Source organism: Elusimicrobium simillimum, assembly GCF_049639735.1.
GTDB lineage: Bacteria > Elusimicrobiota > Elusimicrobia > Elusimicrobiales > Elusimicrobiaceae > Elusimicrobium > Elusimicrobium simillimum.
On record NZ_JBEVVA010000003.1, the window covers coordinates 1,437,638 to 1,457,967 of the forward strand.

Sequence of the window (20,330 nt, forward strand, 5' to 3'; positions counted from 1 at the left end):
TTTTTCTACCCATCGGTAGAATTAAAATATAATTTATTTTATTATTTTTTTATAACTTTAGTATGTTTTTTTTATTTTGACATTATAAGTGCTTTCAAAAAAGATAGTAACCACAACGGAAGTGTGTAGCACCTTCATTTATACATCGTTTTCATTCAAAATTGGAAACTAGAAAGCCGTGGAATAAGGAATAGAAAAATTAAAAAAGAAATCCCCCGCCGTAACGGCGGGGGATTAACTCATTTAGGTTTAATTTTGTTCATTGGCTCGGTATTGTCTACCCACATCGCAAAATACGGCCTCTCCTTCCCCGGCTCCCTCATCATAATAAGAAAAGGGCGGTCAAAGTACATTGTCCTGTAGATAGGATTTTTTTGCTGCTCGGGCACGGTAACAGACGGCGCGGACGCCATAGCGGCCTTAGGTGAAGAGCCCTCGGCGTTTAAAATAAACTTTGTTGTCTGTAACGCTTTGCCCACAACAGCTTCACAGCCATTGCATATTGTGCCGGCGCAGTCACAGCCGGGCATTTGCGTTATAAACTTGGTATTTAAAACCTTTCTGCTTTCAAGTTCTTTATAGTGCTGCGTATCGTTAAACGCAATTTCAGGCGCTAAAAACTGGTCCCAGGCGGATAAAGGCTCGGGCTTGTTCATAAGGTCAAGCGCCACACATACGGTTGCGGCAAGCGTGCGCTCACGCGGGAGCATGGCTAAAATAACCTCGTTGCCGTATTCTTTGCCGTTGTAGGTTATTGTGTTTGCGTCATTAATAGTCAAAATGTAGGAATCATCTTTATAATAATTTACGCCAACCTGCGCCGCCATTTCGGCCTGCGCGTTATCACGCGGGTCATAGTTGTGTATGCCAAAGGCCTTTACTTCCCACGGGGTACCTTGCGACGGGTTAAAAGTTATTTTACCCTCCTCAAAATTAGGGTCAAACTTAATATCCCTAAACATATGGCCATAGGCCACAATGTCTAACGGGTTGGTAACGGCTATATCATCTTTTTCTAAAGGGTTTTTATTTTTACGCGCGGCGGAGGCAACTTTATTTTCAATGTTTTCCTGTTTAAAATCCGCGGCGGCAAAGTAGGCGGGCGGTATCAAAAGGTCTTTACTGTTCATTTCTCTGTTTAAAAAATCAGTTACTCTTGGCAGGCCGTAAAGTGAAATACTTTCTTTAACCGTATTATTTTTTAAATTTTCCCACGCTATTTGAAACGGCGCGGCGTACACGGTGTTAACGCCGTTTGGCATAACAGCGTTTAGCACGGGCACAAAAATAAGCGTGCGCTTTGGGGTTTTTTTGCCGTCTGCGCCCTCAGCTTCCGGCCCGGGCACAAAAACGTCTTCCGCCTTAACCGACTGCGGCAGGCTTTGCTTAGGCAACACTCTTCTTATCTGCGCCACTAAGAAAAGGGTGGATATTACAAAAATAACGCCAACTGCTATAAGTAATCTTTTCATATAAAAATTATATTAAAAATAATGTCACAAAACAGAATAATTATTTTATAATAGGGGTGTAAGTAAAAACTATTAAAGGGGTGGCTTATGTTTAAAGGTAAATTATCAATCGACGGTAAAGAAATTGAAGTATCAAATGTAGAAGCTATAGATAAAGGCGTGGACACGTATTTCAAAGGTACGGCGGCTGAGGATGTCCCCCAGGCTAAAGGCGGTACACTCAACCTTACCAACGCAGAAAACGCTTCGTTAATAATTAAAAACTGTGTTATAGAACACGGCGGCAAAAACTTTGAAGGTTTCGGCCAGGAATAAGTTTTAAAACAAAAGGCCGCCCAACCGGACGGCCGTATCAATAAGTTAGATTTTGAAAGTCTTTTATTTTGGATAGTCCGAAATATTCAAAATCTGAGTTTTGCGAAGCAACCCCCCCGCTCAAATGAGCGGGGGGTTTTATCTAATATCATATACAAAAGCCTCTACAGACTGTACTCTCTAATATTTATAAATTAATAAAATTTTATAACTAAAAAATACCCCCTCACCCGCTCGCTACGCTCACGCCCTCTCCCCCGGTGGGGCGAGGGAATACCAATTGATACGGTCGCAAGGCTTTACTCACTTTCCCGATGGAGCGAGGGGATTTTATATACACCACAATAAAATAAGTGTCGTAAAAAATAGAACCCACAACGGAAGTGTGATAAGCTTCATTTATACATCGCTTTCAATTTTGAAGTGATTTTTTATTTTCCAGACCGCAGACAGTACTTAGTGCGAAGCGTACGGCAAGGTTTGGAAAATAAAAAAGCGCTCAAAATTGGAAGCTAGATTGCCATGGAATAAGGAATAGAAAAAATCATAAAACAAGCCCCGCTCGAATGAGCGGGGCTTACTCCACTTATATTTTTAATCTGTATCTTGGGGTGGGCATTTTGTCTGTTGTGGTATAACCTGGTTCCGCCGCTATCAAATCAGGCAGGCGGTTAACCACTGTTGCGCAGGTAAGCTCCACCGTGGCAGGGCGGTTAATTACTACCTGTGTATTAGGCTCGCCCTCCAGCGTCCAGTCGTTTTGGTCGAACTCGTCTGGCCCGTATACTTTGCCAATTGACTCAGCCTCAATCACTATCCCCTCTTTTGTGGTTGTGGTAACCACGGCCGACATACCAGTGGCGTGCCCGGCGGTTATTGTCATGCCAAGCGTCTCGCTTTTTAAATCAGTCTTATAAGTTTGCGGTACGCACTTTTGCGTTTGGCTTACTATTGTAAGGCCAAGGGCCTCGCACAGCCAGCCGTTTACATTCCACATATAAGACGGGGCGAATTTGCCGCTGTCTATAATCTTTTTTCTGTCAGCCTCTGATATTCTGTCTGCGGAAGCTATTTCTTTATCAAAAGCGCCTAAGTCTAACCCCGCGCCGTGTACTTTTGCCAGCGCTATGCCGTAATCTTCTACGTTGTAGCTGGATTTGCCTTTAATCTTTTTAATTGTATGCGTGGCGCCCGCAAGCGTGGTTATAAGGTTACCCCAAAACACGTCCTGGTAGCCGCTGCCGCACAGCGTGCAATTATTTTTTTTAGCTAAATCATGCAGGCGTTTTGTTACCGCCGGGTTAGAGTTGCCCGGGAAAAACGCTTCCTCACAAGTTGAAATAGCGTTAACGCCGTTTTTGGCGCAGACGGCAAAAGCGTCTTCCACTTCCCCTATTAAACTGGTAGTTGTTATTATGCAGGCCGCAGGCTTAAGCGCGGCAAGCGTTTTATCGGCGTCTTTAGCGTCCTGCACTACTACGCCTTTTTTGCCGCCGCCAATAATGTCGCCTATGTCTTTACCTATTACTTTAGGGTTCATGTCAAAAGCGGCTACAATCTCCCCCCTTTCTCATACACATATCTCATGCTGTATACGGCCATTTTACCGCAGCCGTATTGCGCTACCCTCATTTTCCCTTTCATAAGTCCTCCTGTTTACAGAGTCATATTTTTAATTCTTTCAACAGCTTCAAGCGTTCTTTCTCTTGTATTAAAAGCCGTAAGGCGGAAGTAGCCTTCCCCGTGCGGGCCAAAGCCGGAGCCCGGCGTACCCACAACATGCGCCTTATCTAACAGCATATCAAAAAATTGCCAAGAAGTTACGCCCTTAGGCAGTTTTAGCCAAATATACGGCGCGTTAACGCCGCCGTACGCCTTAATGCCCTTAATTTTGCTTACGCCGTCCCTTATAATTTTGGCGTTTTCAAGGTAGTAGGCAATGTTGGCCTTAACTTCTTTTTGCCCCTCTTCGCTATACACGGCCTCGGCCCCGCGCTGTATTATATAGGGTACGCCGTTAAACTTGGTTGCCTGGCGTCTTAGCCACATTGAGTTTAAATCTTTTTTGCTGCCGTCTTCCACTTCTACAACAAGTTCTTTGGGGATAACGGTGTAGGCGCAGCGTGTGCCCGTAAACCCCGCTGTTTTTGAAAATGAGCGGAACTCTACCACCACCTTTTTGGCGCCCTCAATCTCATAAATACTGCGCGGCACGGACGGGTCTTGTATAAACGCCTCGTAGGCGGAGTCATACATAATTACGCTTTTATGTTCTATGGCGTAATTTACCCAGGCTGTAAGAGCGTCTTTACTTAACGCCGTACCTGTGGGGTTATTGGGGCTGCAAAGGTAAATAATGTCGGCGTGCTTTTTAGGTAAGTCCGGCGAAAAATTATTTTTGGCCGTACACGGCATGTAAATAACTTTGCCGTACTTGCCGTTTTTGGCAATGCCCGTTCTGCCCGCTATAACATTGCTGTCTAAGTAAACGGGGTACACAGGGTCGGTAATGGCGATAGTGTTTTTTATGCTGAAAAGTTCCTGAAAGTTGGCGGTGTCGCTCTTGGCGCCGTCGCTTACAAAAATTTCGTCCGCCTCAATATTTACGCCGCGCTCTTTATAGTCAAACTGCGCGATTTTATTTCTTAAAAAATCGTACCCCTCGTACGGCCCGTAACCTTGAAATGTTTCCATACGGCCCATATCGTCGGCAGCACGCTTCATAGCCTCAATACATGCGTGTGGCAATGGCAGAGTAACGTCGCCAATGCCTAAGCGTATTATGTCCGCCTGCGGGTTAGCGGCTTTAAACTCTTCCACTTTTTTTGTTATTGCGGCAAAAAGATAATTGTTTTCAAGCTTTTGGTAATTTTCATTTAATTTAGTCATCAGTTAAATTCCCCTGTAAAAACTTCTATGGCGGGGCCGGTCATATATATGGGCTGGCCCTCGCCGTTCCAGGCAATCAGCAGGCCGCCGCCGTCAAGCTTAACGGTTATCTCATTGTCAGTTTCCCCCGCTAAAATGCACGCCACCGCGCTGGCGCAAGCGCCGGTGCCGCAGGCAAGCGTAACGCCAACACCGCGCTCCCACACGCGCATGCGTATGTTTTTGCGGTCTATAATTTTTATAAATTCCACGTTAGTTTTTTTGGGGAACATCTCGTGCTCTTCCACCAGCGGGCCTACGCCGCGGATAACCTCGTCCTCAAGGTGTTCGGTAAAAATTACAAAATGCGGGTTGCCCATAGACACCGCCGTGCCCGTTACGCTGTGCCCGCCTATGTTAAGTACAATGTTTTGGGCGGACTCGCTGTCCGTACCCGCCACGGGTATTTCAGAACGTTTTAGCCTGGGCACGCCCATGTTAACGCGTATAAGGCCGTCACTTAAAATCTCAGGTTCCATTATACCGGCAAGAGTTTCTATGGTTAGTTTAGTTTTGCCCGTCAGGTCGTACTCGTCTATAAACTTAGCTGCGCATCTTAGGCCGTTGCCGCACATTTCAGGCTCCGTGCCGTCGGCGTTTATAATGCGCATTTTAAAGTCCGCCAGAGCGCTGTTTTCTATTAATATAAGGCCGTCTGCGCCTATGCCAAAGTGCCTGTCGCATATTCTTTTGGCCAGTTCGGCCGCGTCACGCAGCTCACCGCCCAGGTTATTTATAACAACAAAGTCATTACCTAAACCCTGCCATTTTGTAAACTTCATAAACGCTCCTTTAAGTTAGAATCCCCTTACTTTTATTATATATTTATCAAAGCCGTATTGTCACAATAAATGAACAACAATATTTTGTGTATATCACCCTCACCCTCCCCTCTCCCCTAAGAGGGAGAGGAATTAAATTTGTGCCGTGGAGCAGCATTCATCTTTGTTGTTAAAAATGCCGTTATATAAGAAAATTTTCACAGGAGTTTGAGCGGATTTTCGTTTTTCTTTGTGCGAACAAGTACTTAAGGCGAAGCGTACGGTGAGTGCAAAGAAAAACGAAAATCCGCCAAAATCCGATGAAAATTTAAACCGCTGATGAAAACCAAGCGAAGAAGGGAGCGACACCCGGAGACGCGAAGAGAAATAAGCCCCGCCGTATGGCGGGGCTAAGTTGTTGCAGTTATATTTTAGGTTCGCTGGGTTTGCCCAGGTCTGGGTTATAATAGTAGAGCACATTATGGCAGCTCTGGTTCATAATCCTCTGCCTGGCGTCGAGCGTATCAAAAGCAATATGCGGGGTGACGATAACATTTTTAAGGTCCATAAGTTTGGTGTTAACGGAGAATGTTATAAGCTCCTCCCGGCTGGTTTCTTTTATTTGTTCAAGATTATCTTTTTTAATAATAAGCCCCTCGTCTTCCAGCACGTCAAGCGCGGCGCCGGCAACTTTACCGCTGAGCAAGGCCTCATAAAGCGCTTTGTTATCTATCAAATCACCACGGGCGGTGTTAATAATATAAACGCCGTCTTTCATCATAGCGAAAGTCTTTTCGCACAGTAAATGGTAGTTCTCTTTAGTAGACGGGCTGTGCAGTGAAATTATGTCAGAGGTTTTTATAAGCTCTTCAAGTGACACATATTTAAAGCCTAACAGCATTTCATAATCTTTAGACGGGTACGGGTCATACGCAACCACTTTTAACCCCAGCGAAATAGCCTTTTTAGCCACGCTTCTGCCAATGGCGCCCATGCCTATAACACCAAGCGTCCAGGCGGAAAGGTCACGGCCGATATAATTGTTAAAGTCAATTTTTAGGCCGTTTTTCATATCATTATTAGCGCGCACTATAAACCTGGTAAGCGCAAGAATTAAGGCTATTGTATATTCCGCCACCGTGGTTTCACCGTAATTAGGCACGTTAAACACACGCACACCATGCGCTTTACAGTATTCCAAATCCAAATTATCATAACCGGTTGAACGGCAGCCGATAAATTTTAAATTAGGAAATTTAGCCAGTTCTTTAGCGTCCAACTTTCTGTTCATGTCAAATACCGTTATAGCGTCGGCGTCGTACATATTGTCGCTTTCGGTAATTTCAAACGGGCTTTTTTCCGTCTGTATTATTTCTATTTTTACCTTAGAAGCGTCAAAAATACTAAGGTCCGGCTTAACGCTTGTTACGTTAAAAAATACTACTTTCATATACCCTCCTTAACAAAAAAGTTAAGCGCCAAATTCCTGCTTAGCTTTCTCCGTTAATTCAACATAATTTGTTTTACCCGAACCTGTTAAAGGTATAGCGTCTATAATTTTTACCAGTTTGGGCACAAATAGCTCAGGCAGGCCCTTTTCTTTAAAGTATTTAAGAATATCGGCCCTCGCGGCCCCGGCCTGCGTGGTGTAAAGCACCAGCTGCTCGCCGCGTTTATCATCTGGGATAGAGATAATGGCGTGCCCCGCTTCAGGCCAGAGGTTAGAAAGCTGTGTTTCCACCGCCAGCATGGGCACCATTTCGCCCGCCACTTTAGCAAAGCGTTTGGCGCGGCCTTTAATATAAATAAAGCCGTCTTCATCCACATCTACAATGTCGCCGGTGTCATACCAGCCGTCTTTGGGCGGTTGTATTACGCCGGGGTTATCAGAAAGAATGTAGCCTAACATTACGTTGTCGCCTTTTACAACCAGGCGGCCGCCCTCTTCAATACCTTCCACAGGGTCTAATCGGTATTCTAAACCGGGCAGCAATCTGCCCACGCTGCCGTAATTGTAATGCATAGGGCTGGCTACGGAAATACCGGGCGAGGTTTCCGTCGCGCCGTAAAGTTCTAATACTCTTATGCCAAACTTACGGGCCCAGGTATTTAGGTTTTCTTCTTTCAATTTCTCGGCGCCTATGGCTACATAGCGCACGCTGTAAAAGTCATAGGGGTGCGCGGTTTTAGCATACCCGGCCAAAAAGGTATCTGTGGCAAAAAGTATGGTTGAACTTGTCTCATACACCAGTTGTGGGATAACGTGATAGTGCAACGGCGAAGGGTAAAAGAAAACCTTAAACCCGCACATAAGCGGCACCATAAACCCGCCCGTTAAACCAAAAGAGTGGAACAGCGGCATACAACAAAACATTCTGTCGTCATAGTTAAACGGAATAACGCTGGAAACTTGTGAAGCGTTAGACAAAATATTTTTGTGGCTGAGCGCGACCGCCTTAGGCGTACCCTCTGAACCTGAGGTAAAAAGGAGTACCGCGGGGTCGTTAGGGCTGGCGATATTATTTCTAAAAGCGTAATACATTCTTGGAAAGAATGAAGCCAACAGACCCGTAAGCTTGGCAAATATACTTATTTTAAGTTCGTCCAAATAAATAACTTCCACACCGCTGGCGCGCAGCGCGTCTACCATAGGCTGCATGTCAGCCTGCAACACAAACTTTTTAGCTGAATAAACCGTTTTAATACCCGCCGTAGCGCAGGAATCGCACACGTTTTTAACACCTGTGGAAAAGTTAATCATAGCAGGCACGCGGGAAAACGCGTGCAAACCTAAAAACGTTATTGCGCAGGCGTTGGTAGTGGGCAGCATTACGCCAACATATTCACCCGGCGCGGTTTTTTTGCTCATCTCTTTACCCAGCACAAAGGCGCCTGTGATAACAGTACCAAAGGAAATTTCCTTCCTGCCTATGTCTTCCATAAACTTAAAGCGGTAGCCCATTCTGTAGCGGGAATCTATGAGGCTGGTAAAGATAGTCTGGTCTGTCTTACTGCTTTTAAACTTCATGTATGTCATTATGTCATAAAGTTCGTTTTCGGCGGCGGCGCGGCGCTGGGAGCTTTTTAAACCTTCGTTAATTTTAAGCTTGCGCGCGGGTAAAATGTTAACCGTGATTTTGGTTTTGCCTTTATTTTTTAAATTAGTGCCAAGGTTGGCAAACGCGGAATACTGTGAACCTTCTATAGATATAGGTATAATATCGGCCCCGCTGCGCTCAGCTATTAAGGCAAGACCGGGGTGTATCTTCATAACGCCGCCGGTGGTGCTTACGCGGCCCTCTGGGAATACGACAACCTTGTTGCCTTTTTTAACTTCGTCTATAATACTTTTAACGGCCATGGCGTTGGTAGGGTCTACGGTGTAGTAGCGTATGAGGCTGAGGAATGGGCGTATCCAAAACTTTTTAGCTACCGACGTTTCCACCGCGAAAAACGGCCTGCCCGGTAAAAATACCGCCAAAATAAGCGGGTCTAAAAGCGAGTTCTGGTTAGCAACAATAACGGCGTTTTTCTTATGCGCCCTAAACTCTTCAAGGCCGTTAATTTCAATGCCGTACATAAAGTCCAGCACCGTGGTAATGACGGAGCGTATAATATGCTTAGGCAGCAGCATAACTATGCCTATTGAGAACAGTACATTCATCAGCGCCAAAATACTTAAAATAAAACTGCTGCTAAAACCCATGCTGATAAAAGAATAAGACACCACGCCGCCCGCCACAACAAATGTCGTTATAGCCAGGTAACACATGGCCAGCATACGGGTGCGCACCTTGCGCTTGGCAACGGCCTGCAACATAGCGTTAATAGGCACAATAAAAATACCGCCAAAAAACGCCGCTAAAAAGATATCAAGGCAAATTCTCTTGCCAAAATTCCAAAAAAAGTGTGAGAAATAATAAACACCCGCGTGTGGCAGCACATTAGAAAGCGCGACGGCAAGGTCTACTACAAATATTGTCATAAGCACTACGCTAAGCGGGGCAAACCTGGTATTAACCTCGCCTTTAAGCAGTACTTTCGCGCCCACCGCGCCGCAAGCTAAATCGCCGGCCGCCACTAACAGTAAGTATGAAAATATTTTATTGTTGGGGCTAAAGGCCTCTATTGTAAATGCCTGCAATTGCGTGGCAAGCACGCTGGAACACAGCCAAAACCACGCTATGCCAAGCGTACATAAAAAAATATCTCTGGAGTGGAAAGCAAGGCGGAAGTTAAGCAGGTTAATTTTAATAAAGTTTAAGCTTATTTTGCGCCCCGGGTCAGCTATAGGCACAGGCGGCACTAAAAGTGAGAAGAGTAACCCTAATACGGCGGAAAGCCCCATCAGCCAAATAATAATATTAGTATTTACCAAATACGGCCCCGCCACCATGCCAAAAAATAACGCTATGCAGGAAAACACAGTAAAGTTGGCGTTAGCGCCAAGCAGGCTGTCTTTGCCCACAACATCCATAAGAATACTGTATTTAACAGGGCTGAAAAACGCCGACTGCATACCTTTTAAGCACAAAACAAAAATTAAAAATTTTACGCTGGCCAGTTTTAGGCCGACTACAAAGAGTACAAAAACAAAAAGTTCAACAAGTTTGGCGTATTTGATAACGGTGTCTTTGCCTATTTTGTCGCCCACTTCGCCCGCGAAAGCGGAAAAAATAAAAAACGGGACTATAAAAAAGAACAGTCCCAAAAACATCCAAAACCACTGGTCGGCCGCGCTTAAAGCGTAAATCTTATAAACTACAAAGGATACAAAGGCCGTCCTGAATATATTGTCATTAAAAATACCAAAGAAATGCGCCGCCAGTAAACCAAAGAACCCGCGGTTTTTAAATATGTCTGTTAGTTTTATCATCATGTCTCCCAGGCGCGCGCATGCTTGGGCGCAGCCTAAATAAGTATATTTATATTATAACAATTTAGGCAAAACGCTGTTCCCCCTCTCCCTTGTTGGATGGGAGAGGGTTGGGGTGAGGGTGAATATGAGTAGTATGCTGCGCATAGAACTTCCGCTTAAATCTACGGCACATATTGTCGTGTTGTAATATTGGGCGGGGATTTATAAATAAACATTGTACGCAGATTACTACTCATATTCACCCTCTCCCTGCTCACGCCGTTCGCTTCCCTCTCCCGTCCAACAAGGGAGAGGGATGGGCCTATTGATACCCTCGACAGGCTTGTCTCGCTTTTCGTCCAACAAGGAAGAATGGGAGGGAGAATTAATTAAGCTTGGACTTGAAGTTTTTGTAAGCAATAATACTTAGCGTTACGGCGAAGAAAAGCAGCACTCCCGAATACTGCATAAAGTTAACCATGTCGCCGCCTTTAAGCATAATGTTTCTAAAATTAGTTACAGAGTAAGTCATAGGGTGCACATAACACAGCCAGCGCACAGCGGCGGGAATGTTTTCCACCGGGAAGAACGTGCCCGACAAAAGTATAGTTGGCAGCAGGTACATAAAGCAGCCCATCATAGCCTGCTGCTGGTTAGACGCTATGGTAGAAACAAGCAGAGCGACCGACAGTGACGACGCCACAAACAGCACCGCCGTAACAATCAGCTGCAGCAAATGCCCCCTAAACGGCACGGCAAACACAGTAACGCCTATTATCATAATAAACGCCACTATTATCAGCCCCATAAAAAAGTAGGGTAAAGTTTTGCCCACGGTAATTTCCAGCGAGGTAGCGGGCGAGGAAATAAGCTTTTCCATAGTGCCCATTTCTTTCTCTTTACACACAGCCATACTGCACACTACCATAAGCACTACAAACCCGCTCATGGCCATGATGGCCGGTATCATAAAATACGGCGTGCTCATATAATGGTTAAACATAATACGGGTGTCTAACCGTATAGGCCCGGCTGCGGCCGCCTGCGGGTACTCCTCGGCCACTACTTCCATAAGCAAACTTTTTATGTAGCCGTCCACCTGCTGCGCGCGCATGGCGTTTGTGGCGTTTACTAAAAGCTGAAAGGGTTTGTCGCCCTTTTCCACAGCTGCTTCCGCGCCCTCTTTAGGCACAACAAGCACGGCCTCGGCTTTGCGTGAAATAAGCAGGTCGGCGGGGTTAGACACGCTGTAAGGGTCAACATGTTTTACTTCTTTAAACCAGCCGCTGGCTATGGCGCGGGTTTGCACGCGCTCTGTCATGCGGGTAGGTTTGCCTACTACAACAAACTCTATATTTTTAACCTCACTTGTAAGCGCCAGGCCAAACAGCACGCTTTGCAGTACGGGCACAAAGAATATGGCCGCGATCATCTTTGGGTCGCGTTTTATTTGCTTGTATTCTTTTTTAAAAAAACCGAGTATGATATTTTTACGCATTTTATGGCTCCACGTCCGTCTTAAATCTTTTTACGCTCATAAAAACCATCAGCGTTGAAAATATAATTAAACACAAAAACGGCATTGCAAGCGCGTTAAAGCTGTCCACGCTTAAAAACAAACTTCTGCTTGCCTGCAAAAACCACCTTTGCGGGAAAATGAATGTAAACGCCCTAAAAAACACAGGCATATTTTCTATAGGGAAAATAAAGCCGGAGAACACAAACGCCGGCAGTAGCCCTATGGCAAAAGCAAACTGTATAGCCGCTTGCTGAGAGCGTGTGGCAATGGATATCAAAATACCCAGCGCCAAAGACCCTAAAATATAAATAGTACACGCTATTAAATAGAGCAAAAAGCTGCCCACAAACGGTATTTTAAATACCAGCACCGCAATTGCGAATACAAGTAAAATATTAAAAAAACTAAGCACAAAATACGGCGCCAGCTTGCCCACCACAATTTCCATAGGGTTTACAGGCGTGGACAGCAGCAGCTCCATAGACCCGTTTTCCCACTCTTTAGCTACCGTAAGCGCAGTGAGTAAAATAGCCAGCAAACCTATAATAATAGTGCTTAATGCGGGCACCACAAACCAGTGGCTGTTAAGCTCGGGGTTAAACAAAAATCTTGTACGCACCAGATCGGCGCTGAGCCCCTGTTGCGGCGGGGCGGATTTGTCGGCAAAAACCTTGGCGGCCTCCTGCACTATGCCGTTAACGTATTGAATCATAATACCCGCTTTGCCGTTGTCGCTGCCGTCTATCATAAGCTGCACCTTGGCGGGGCGGTCAGGGTCGGCCATTTTTATTCTTTTGCCAAAATCTTTTTCTATTATCATTAAGCCCGGGAAAATATTTCGCTCAAGCGACTGGTCGGCCTCCAGCGGCGTATGCACGGGCGTAACGTCAAAATAGCCGGAGGCGGAAAATATATATAAAAACCTGCGTGACTCCATACTCATATCATTATCACGTACATTAATACGCATATGCTTATAGTCCAGGTCAATAATAAAACCAAAAAAGCCTACAAATATAATAGGCAGCGCAAGCGCGACGGCAAGGGTAAAAGGGTCGCGCACTATATGGCGAAACTCTTTTATAGCTATAGAGCGCACTCTTGTTAAAAATGTTTTCATGCTTCCACCGCCTTATTGCTGACTACTTTTAAAAATACGTCCTCAAGCGTGGCGGGCGAATCTTTTACCGTAAAAATATTTTTATTTTCGGCGGCAAATTTATCAAAGGCCGCTTTGTCCGTTATCTCCGCGCGTACCTCAAGGCCGTAAGACTCTGCCTTGGCAAAACCCGCTTGGTTAATTTTATTTTTAATATCTTCACGGGCAGCGTCCGCGTTAAAAGCAAGTTCCACAAAATCATGCGGAAAGTATTTTTGGGTAAGCTCGGCCGGCGTGCCAAAGGCCACTATTTTACCCATGTTCATAAGCACAATTCTATCGCAGTAGGCGGCCTCGTCCATATAATGGGTGGTAACAAAAATTGTTTTGCCTTCTTTAGCCAAATTGCGTATAAGCCCCCAAAACGCTACGCGCACCTGCGGCGATACTCCTGCCGTGGGCTCGTCTAAAAACACAAGGTCCGGGTTATGCAGCAGCGTGGCACACAAAGACACCATCTGCTTAACCCCGCCCGAAAGCGAGGCCACTATAGTGTCCTCATCATAAGTAAAATCAATAAATTTAAAAAGTTCTTTACTGCGTTTTTCCACGTCTTTCGGGTTCATGTCATAAAGCGCGCCGGCAAACTCCATATTTTCTTTTACCGTTAAATCTTTATATAAAGTAAACTTTTGCGACATGTAGCCGATGTGCGGCTTAAGCGTGCTGGTGTCTGCCGATACGTCGCGCCCGTTAACAAACACTTTGCCTGAGGTAGGGTTAAGTATGCCGCAGATTGTCCTGATAGTGGTGGTTTTACCCGCGCCGTTTGCGCCAAGAAAGCCAAATATCTCCCCTTTGTTAACCTCAAAAGAGATATCGTTAACAGCCTTAAAACTGCCAAAGGCTATTACCAGGTTTTCCACCCTTATAATTTCATTTTGCGTTGTCTGCGTCATTTTCTTTCCTTAAAAAAATATCTTCAAATTTATTTAATTTGTATTTGCTCATTATATTAGCCGGGGTATCTACAGTAATAAGCTTGCCCGCCGCAAGCACGTGTACGCGCCCGCAGCGGGCGGCCTCGTCCATATATGAAGTACTCATAATAACATTCATATTCCCCGCCGAAAATTTGTTAACTAAATCCCACAACTCACGCCTGCTTACAGGGTCCACGCCTATGGTAGGTTCGTCTAAAAGAAGCACACGCGGGCTGTTGAGCAGCACACACATAAGCCCCAGTTTTTTATACATACCGCCCGATAGCTGCCCCGCCCTGCGGTCTCTAAACCTGCCCAGGCTGGTGGCCTCGTAAAGTTCGTCACTGCGTTTTTTAAATTCCTGCGCGTTAATGGAGTATAAATCCCTAAAAAATTCCAAGTGCTCTTGGCAGCTTAAATCAGGATATAAACTTGGCTCCTGCGGGAAGTATGCTATTGCGTTTTTAGCCTGCGCGGGCGCCATTTTAACGCCGTCTATAGTGTATTCAATACTGCCTTTTGCAGGCGTAAGCAGCGAGGACAGCAGCCTTATAAGCGTAGTTTTGCCCGCGCCGTTAGGGCCGATGATGCCGTCAATAGTATCATCTTTAAATTCCGTTGACACCCCGCTCAAAGCAAGCGTGGTTTTCATATATTTATCAACGTTATTAACGGTTACGCTCGTAGACATAATTAATCCTAGTTTTGACATTGTTCTTTTATTTTTCCCCCTCTCCCTCTTAGGGGAGAGGGCCGGGGTGAGGGTGATGTACACAATATATGCTGTGATAAAATAAAATACCTTTATGAATAACAACTATAGCACCCTCACCCGGATTCACTTCGTTCATCTCGACCTCTACAGCTTAATATCTGTATGCTACGCTATCCCCTAAGAGGGAGAGGGATAAAAATAAAACTGCATATCTTTTTTGTTGTTCCTTATTCCTACTCCGGTAAATTTACTTCCAGCGTCATGCCGGGTTTTAAGGTAAATTTGTCGTCATTTTTAAACTTGGTTTTAATGCCGTATACTAAGCGGGTGCGCTCGCTTCTGGTTTGCACGTTTTTGGGCGTAAACTCGGCTTCATCGTTAATTACGCTTATATAGCCGTCAAAGTTTTGGGCCGCTTCAGGCAGGTAAGCGGTCAGCTTCATATTTACGCTAAGTTTGCTAAGCACGTCGTGCGGTACATATACCCATACGTCCATTTCACGCATGTCTGCAACGGTGTAAAGCTTTCTGCCGGGGGATACAAGTTCCCCCTCTTCAAAATATTTATAAAGCACTTTGCCGTCAATGGGGCTTGCCAGTGTGCACCAGCTTTTTTTAAGTACGGCGTCGTCATAATTATGCTTGGCTTTATCGTAATTATCTTGCGAGCCCGCGCTGCTTTTTAACAGCTGCGCCGCCCGTTTATATTCTTTGTCCGCTATTGTGAGAGCGAGGTTGATATCGTTACAGTCAAGCTCGGCAAGTATATCACCCTTTTTAACCATATCGCCCTCTGTAAAGTGATTTTTAACAAGCTCCTGCGTAAGGCGTGAGGATACGTTTACCTCCACAGCCTCCACCACGCCGCTGTATTTAAACGGAGTAGCGCGGAAAAACATCAGCGCAACCGCCACTAAAATTAAAAGTACCACTACTACTATTGCTATAATTTTTTTCATATTATTTCCCCAGGCTTGCTATAACGGCAAGGCGTGTAAGATTTTCTATTTTTAAATCAACTAAATTTATTTGGCTTTCAGTAAGGCGGAAGTTGGCGTTGTCCACCTCCAGGAAAGTTACCGCGCCGGCTTTGTATGAGCTGTACGTAAGGTCAGACGTTTTGGCGGCGTCTTTAATAATTTTGCCCGCCAGGTCGCGCTCTATACCTATAGAATAAAGGCGGTCTTTGGCAGAGTCAAACATAGTTTTAATATTGTGGTAGGTAACCTCTTTTTGCGCCTGGGCCGTGGCGGCAAAAGCACGCTGCTCTTTGGCCTGCGAGCGTGTGCGCCCGCCCTCAAACAAAGGCATAACCAAACTGAGCGAACCTCTGCCCAAAAATACGTCCTCTATTACAGGCCCGTTGGGGTACTCCCAATACGCGCCCGCTTTAAAGGTAATTTTGGGCCACAGAGCGGAGGTATAACTGGAAGCTATTTTTTCATAATACTCGGCCAGTCTGTCGGCGGAAAGTAATGTTGGCGAAGACTCGTCAAAGCTAAAATAATTGTACACGGCAAAATACTGTAAACTGTCGTCCACATTATCTGTGCGTAACGCCGCTGAGCCTTCTTTAATAGCGTCCGTAGGTTTAATGCGGTAATCTATAGGATAGGCGGGGTCAATGCCAAAATTATCTAAGGTAACTTCAAAAAGACTTCTAAGGTCGGCCGCCGTGGCCGCGCGCATGGCGCTGATTTGCGACAGCACGCTAAGCACCTGCTTGTTGGCCATGGTAACGTCCAACTCGCTTTTTGCACCCGCGTTAAAGGCGGACTTTACGTCACGCAGCTGCTTGCCAGCCACTTCCAGCTGGCTGGTAAGCAGGTACATTCTTTCTAAATCCTGCTGTACTTTAAAGTACGCCGTTCTGGCGGAAAGCAAAACCTGTTTTTTGCCCCATTCATAATCCTGCTGTTTGGACTCGTACATAAGCTTGGCGCTTTTGTGCTGGTCGCTGCGGGCGCCGTAGTCAAATATTGTATAGTGAAGCACCGGCCCGGCGGAATAACCCCAATTGTCGCCAAACTCCATTTTTTTGCTGAAACCCGGCAGGTCGAACTCCAGTTCAGGCACTTCCGTTGTATAAGATCCCCCAGCCTCTAAATTTATAGTTGGGTACATGGTTGACTTTATGCTGTCATACGCCAACTGCGCCGCATCCGCCGCACTTGCAAGCGCGCGCAGCTGCGGGGCGTTTTTAAGCGCGGCTTCTTCGCACGCTTTAAGGCTTAGGTACTGCTCCCCTTTCAGCGGCAAACACAGCGCCAAGGCCGCGGCAAATAAAATATACTTTTTCATAGTTCTCCGTTTTAGCCGGTTAATTTAAATCAGCCGGCTACTTAAAAATACTGTTTATTACAAATTCTATACGGTCGTGCTCCTGCGCGTCCACACGGGGCTTTCTTTCTTTTATGCCAAGCTTAACCGTCATGCCAAGGCGCTCAAAGGTGCCCTCCATAAGGCGCGGCATAAAAATGTGCATGACTAAAACCATTATTATGCTTTCCGTATTAAGGTGCGCGGCCTCCGGTTTTTTAGCGGCACGGGCTACTTCTTTAAAAAGCATGCTTATATGCGCGGTAAAGTGCCCGGCAATAAATTCTAATATATTTTTATTACCTTGCATAACGTCAGACGCCAAAGCGGAAAGCAATATTTTGTTCTCTCTTGCAAAGGCGGAAATTTCAAAAAGAATGTTTTTGATGTTTTCGCGCGGCATAGCGGTGGGCGGCGTGTGGGTGGTTATGTTTTGAATCATGCTGCCGTAAAGGCGTTTAAGCACCTGCTCGTCAAAGTTTTCTTTGTTTTTAAAATAATAGTGAAACATACCAAGGTTAACCTTGGCCTTGGCGCAGACCTCGCGCACGCTGATGGCGTTTAGCCCTTTTTTGCGGGCCAGCGTAAGCGCTGTTTTAATAAGTTTTTCATCTAAGGCGGTGCTTTTTCTTGCCATATGTCCTCTTTTTATTATACAAGTGTATAGTAATTATACACATGTATAATTAAACTGTCAAGGCCTAATTAAAAATACCGCCGCAATATGTTTTATAATAATGCGCAGGCCTATTATTTTTTGTAGGGGCGGAGCTTGTCTCCGCCCGTTTAAGGCGCCGCATTTCATTAGTAAAGGGCGGACACAAGGTCCGCCCCTACAGGTATTATTTTTCTTATTGTTTGTGTTTTTAAAATTTATATTTGAATTTGAAGGCGTACTGTGTGATGTCCTGCACTATTACGGGCGCGGGGTAGCGGGCGTCGTAGTATTCATCGGGGTTAAAGCGTGCGTAGATAAATGTAAGGTCCATATTTTTAAACGGGGTTACGGTGAGGGCAATATCCATTTCGGTGCCTATATGCAAGCCGTCTGAAATTATGCCTGTTTCGCTTATAGAATAAATGTCAAAATCCAGTTTTAAAAATTTGGCAAAGCCCGGCACAAACGTGGCGCCAAGGTTGTAAGCGGTAATATTATTAACGCTTCCGGCGGTGGAATATCTGCGCTGGTCAGGCAAAACACCTATATTGTTAATATCCGTCCCGGTAAAAATAGAACCGAGGTAAACATAGTTGTGTATGCCTTCAAACGCCGGGGAATCGTCGTAGTCGTCCATACCCTCGGCCTTAACATACATAAACCTTAGCTTATAAAACCCTGCCTTATTTTCCCCCTGGCTGTTGGCTTTAAGCAAAAACGCCCCGGCCGACATATCGTGCCCCTTGGAATAATTACCGCCGTTTTTATTTTTGGCGTAAGAGAAATATAAATTTGTATCTTCCGTCAGGTCCAGCGTGGTATGGCCGCCATAAACATAAATATTTCTTTTGGAGCTGCCGTCATCACTTCTTAAATTGTAAGCGAATGGCGTAATACTCCATATGCTAAATGGGCGCAGTGTAATGCTGGCGCCATACAAATCGCCCTTTTCGGTTTCAAAAATAGTCTCGGTTTCTTTACCTGCTATGGCGTAGAAAGATAACCAGGACAGCGGGTCAAAACCCAAAGTCACAGCGTCAAGCGAGCTTGCGCCGTGCGGCAGAAAGTCGTCATACAAACCGTAATAAGGCAGTAATGTATTTTGCTCGCCGTGAAATTGGCGCCCCGCTTTTACACTTGCCCAGCCTGTATTAATGCCCGCTGTTAGCACGTAAAGGTCGGCCTCGGTCTGATTGTCGGAAAGTTCGCCGTAAACGTCATAATAAAAATATTTTCCCGCCGCCATAAAATCAGCGTTTAAAATACCGTGGGAAGCGGACAGCCCCAAACGCAGATTATTGGCCGAGGAAATATTGTTATTATTCTTTAAAAACGTAAAGCCGGGGGTGATGTCGCGCAGGTAAGAGGTGTTGGATGTTACCCAAACTTCACTCTGTAAGGTAAAAACAAAACTGTAGGCAGAACATAATAAAAATAGAATATAAAGTGTAAACCGTCTCATTACTTTATATTCTATTTTTTATGATTATTGGGATATATACTTATAAACTGTTAAAACCTTATACAAACTTTGCACTATAAAAGCTTTTCAAACAACTGCATATCTTTGCAAAGCTCACCGTTTTCTATGATAGGTTTTTTATAGTTTTTTACAAAAAAATCTTTAATAATACGCCCCGGTTTAAACCCTTGCTTTTCATAAAAAGTAAGGTTGCCGCCAGACGTAATAGCCGTACCTACACTCAGCTTAACCGCGCCCAGTTCACGCGCGTAACACGCCGCGTGCCACACAAGTTTTTTACCATAACCTCTGCCCCGGTAAGTGTCCAAAACAGCCAGGTTTTTAATTTCAAACCCGTCAGACTCTTTTGTTACGCACATTACGCCGATTGGCTTATTGTAATGCTCCAACACAAACACGTCCGAGCGCGGCAAATACTTATTTACCGCCGCTTTCTCAGGGTCCGCCGATAGCAGCAGCGGCCACAGCTCTTCTATATTACCTGTCCACTTTTTAATCATTTAAAAACTCTTTTTAATAACGCTTCTTACTATGCCCTCTACTTTAAAGGTGTCCGGGTCCGCAATTATTGGTATAAATTTGCGGTTATCGGACACCAGTAGTATTGACCCCCCGTCTTTAACAAAACGTTTTACCATAGTTTCTTCGTTATTTACACACACCACAATATCGTTAGGGCGGGGTGTGTTGGTCTGCTCTACAATCAGCCAGTCTTTGGCGTGGATAAGGTCTTCCATAGAAGTGCCCTTAGCCTCCACCATAAACCCGCGCTTAATGGGGAACTGCACCATAGCAGGGTCCACTGGGACAATGCGGGTGGGCGTGCCGTCCAGTATAGTGCCGCTGGGGCCGCATTTGGCCATGCCGTACATTGGTAAATATAAAACCTTTTCTTCAGGATTTTTAATTTGATAATAATGCGGGTTGGTTGCGTTCCTTATAATATAGCCCTTTTTTTCCAGTTGGGTTATGTGGTGGTGGATAACGCTTTTGCTGGATATTTCCAGCTCATTAGCCAGCTCTTCCATGCTAAGCGGCTCCGCGATATGCTTTTCTAAAAGTTTTAATATAGACTGTTGGTTTTTATGTAATTTCATAATCCCTCCAATACAAAATACTGCCCTACAAATAAAATACGAAAAATTAAAACAAATGTCAATGTTCTATTTTTTGTTCTAATATAAAATAAAGTTTTAAAGTAATATTTTTATACCAATATC

At 45.1% G+C, this 20,330-nt stretch carries 16 protein-coding genes and 1 pseudogene; 1 reads left to right on the plus strand and 16 read right to left on the minus strand.

Annotated features, from left to right (window positions below; translation table 11 throughout):
• Positions 1 to 239 precede the first annotated feature (239 nt).
• A complete protein-coding gene (locus tag AAIR98_RS07520; RefSeq protein WP_423971576.1) occupies positions 240 to 1,472 on the minus strand; it encodes a hypothetical protein in 1,233 nt (410 codons plus the stop codon).
• Positions 1,473 to 1,559: 87 nt separating this feature from the next.
• On the opposite strand from AAIR98_RS07520, the gene AAIR98_RS07525 reads away from it, so the two are divergent.
• Positions 1,560 to 1,787 (plus strand): hypothetical protein, encoded by a 228-nt coding sequence (locus AAIR98_RS07525; protein WP_423971577.1) that lies wholly within the window; start codon positions 1,560 to 1,562, stop codon positions 1,785 to 1,787.
• A 586-nt stretch (positions 1,788 to 2,373) separates the two neighbouring features.
• On the opposite strand, the pseudogene AAIR98_RS07530 reads toward AAIR98_RS07525, so the two are convergent.
• From AAIR98_RS07530 to AAIR98_RS07600, 15 genes and pseudogenes are all read right to left on the minus strand, one after another.
• A pseudogene (locus AAIR98_RS07530) lies at positions 2,374 to 3,431 on the minus strand (NAD(P)H-dependent amine dehydrogenase family protein).
• A gap of 12 nt (positions 3,432 to 3,443) precedes the next feature.
• The gene (locus AAIR98_RS07535; RefSeq protein WP_423971578.1) at positions 3,444 to 4,676 is read right to left on the minus strand and encodes an LL-diaminopimelate aminotransferase; all 1,233 of its coding nucleotides are present in this window, start codon (positions 4,674 to 4,676) and stop codon (positions 3,444 to 3,446) included.
• Positions 4,676 to 5,497: a diaminopimelate epimerase gene (gene dapF, locus AAIR98_RS07540; RefSeq protein ID WP_423971579.1), complete on the minus strand. Its 822-nt coding sequence runs from the start codon at positions 5,495 to 5,497 to the stop codon at positions 4,676 to 4,678. Before dapF ends, AAIR98_RS07535 begins: the two co-directional genes overlap by 1 nt.
• 403 nt (positions 5,498 to 5,900) lie before the next feature.
• Entirely contained in the window at positions 5,901 to 6,926 is a 1,026-nt protein-coding gene (locus AAIR98_RS07545; RefSeq protein ID WP_423971580.1) for an NAD(P)-dependent oxidoreductase, read from the minus strand.
• 21 nt (positions 6,927 to 6,947) lie between these two features.
• Positions 6,948 to 10,352: an acyl-[ACP]--phospholipid O-acyltransferase gene (locus tag AAIR98_RS07550; protein ID WP_423971581.1), complete on the minus strand. Its 3,405-nt coding sequence runs from the start codon at positions 10,350 to 10,352 to the stop codon at positions 6,948 to 6,950.
• A 367-nt stretch (positions 10,353 to 10,719) separates the two neighbouring features.
• The gene (locus tag AAIR98_RS07555) at positions 10,720 to 11,832 is read right to left on the minus strand and encodes an ABC transporter permease (protein WP_423971582.1); all 1,113 of its coding nucleotides are present in this window, start codon (positions 11,830 to 11,832) and stop codon (positions 10,720 to 10,722) included.
• Position 11,833: 1 nt separating this feature from the next.
• Positions 11,834 to 12,973 carry an ABC transporter permease gene (locus AAIR98_RS07560; protein ID WP_423971583.1) on the minus strand — a complete coding sequence of 380 codons (1,140 nt, stop codon included), beginning with the start codon at positions 12,971 to 12,973 and terminating at the stop codon, positions 11,834 to 11,836.
• Positions 12,970 to 13,911 carry an ABC transporter ATP-binding protein gene (locus tag AAIR98_RS07565; RefSeq protein WP_423971584.1) on the minus strand — a complete coding sequence of 314 codons (942 nt, stop codon included), beginning with the start codon at positions 13,909 to 13,911 and terminating at the stop codon, positions 12,970 to 12,972. The genes AAIR98_RS07560 and AAIR98_RS07565 overlap by 4 nt, the downstream gene beginning before the upstream one ends.
• A complete protein-coding gene (locus AAIR98_RS07570; protein WP_423971585.1) occupies positions 13,889 to 14,647 on the minus strand; it encodes an ABC transporter ATP-binding protein in 759 nt (252 codons plus the stop codon). Before AAIR98_RS07570 ends, AAIR98_RS07565 begins: the two co-directional genes overlap by 23 nt.
• 236 nt (positions 14,648 to 14,883) lie before the next feature.
• Complete coding sequence (locus tag AAIR98_RS07575; protein ID WP_423971586.1) at positions 14,884 to 15,609, minus strand: efflux RND transporter periplasmic adaptor subunit; 726 nt, start codon at positions 15,607 to 15,609, stop codon at positions 14,884 to 14,886.
• Position 15,610: 1 nt separating this feature from the next.
• On the minus strand, positions 15,611 to 16,951 hold the full coding sequence (locus AAIR98_RS07580) for a TolC family protein (protein WP_423971587.1): 1,341 nt from the start codon (positions 16,949 to 16,951) through the stop codon (positions 15,611 to 15,613).
• Positions 16,952 to 16,988: 37 nt separating this feature from the next.
• Positions 16,989 to 17,606, minus strand: a complete 618-nt coding sequence (locus tag AAIR98_RS07585; protein ID WP_423971588.1) for a TetR/AcrR family transcriptional regulator — start codon at positions 17,604 to 17,606, stop codon at positions 16,989 to 16,991.
• Positions 17,607 to 17,835: 229 nt separating this feature from the next.
• Positions 17,836 to 19,089 (minus strand): hypothetical protein, encoded by a 1,254-nt coding sequence (locus AAIR98_RS07590; RefSeq protein ID WP_423971589.1) that lies wholly within the window; start codon positions 19,087 to 19,089, stop codon positions 17,836 to 17,838.
• A gap of 74 nt (positions 19,090 to 19,163) precedes the next feature.
• Positions 19,164 to 19,610 (minus strand): GNAT family N-acetyltransferase, encoded by a 447-nt coding sequence (locus tag AAIR98_RS07595; RefSeq protein WP_423971590.1) that lies wholly within the window; start codon positions 19,608 to 19,610, stop codon positions 19,164 to 19,166.
• The gene (locus AAIR98_RS07600; protein WP_423971591.1) at positions 19,611 to 20,207 is read right to left on the minus strand and encodes a LexA family protein; all 597 of its coding nucleotides are present in this window, start codon (positions 20,205 to 20,207) and stop codon (positions 19,611 to 19,613) included.
• Positions 20,208 to 20,330 lie beyond the last annotated feature (123 nt).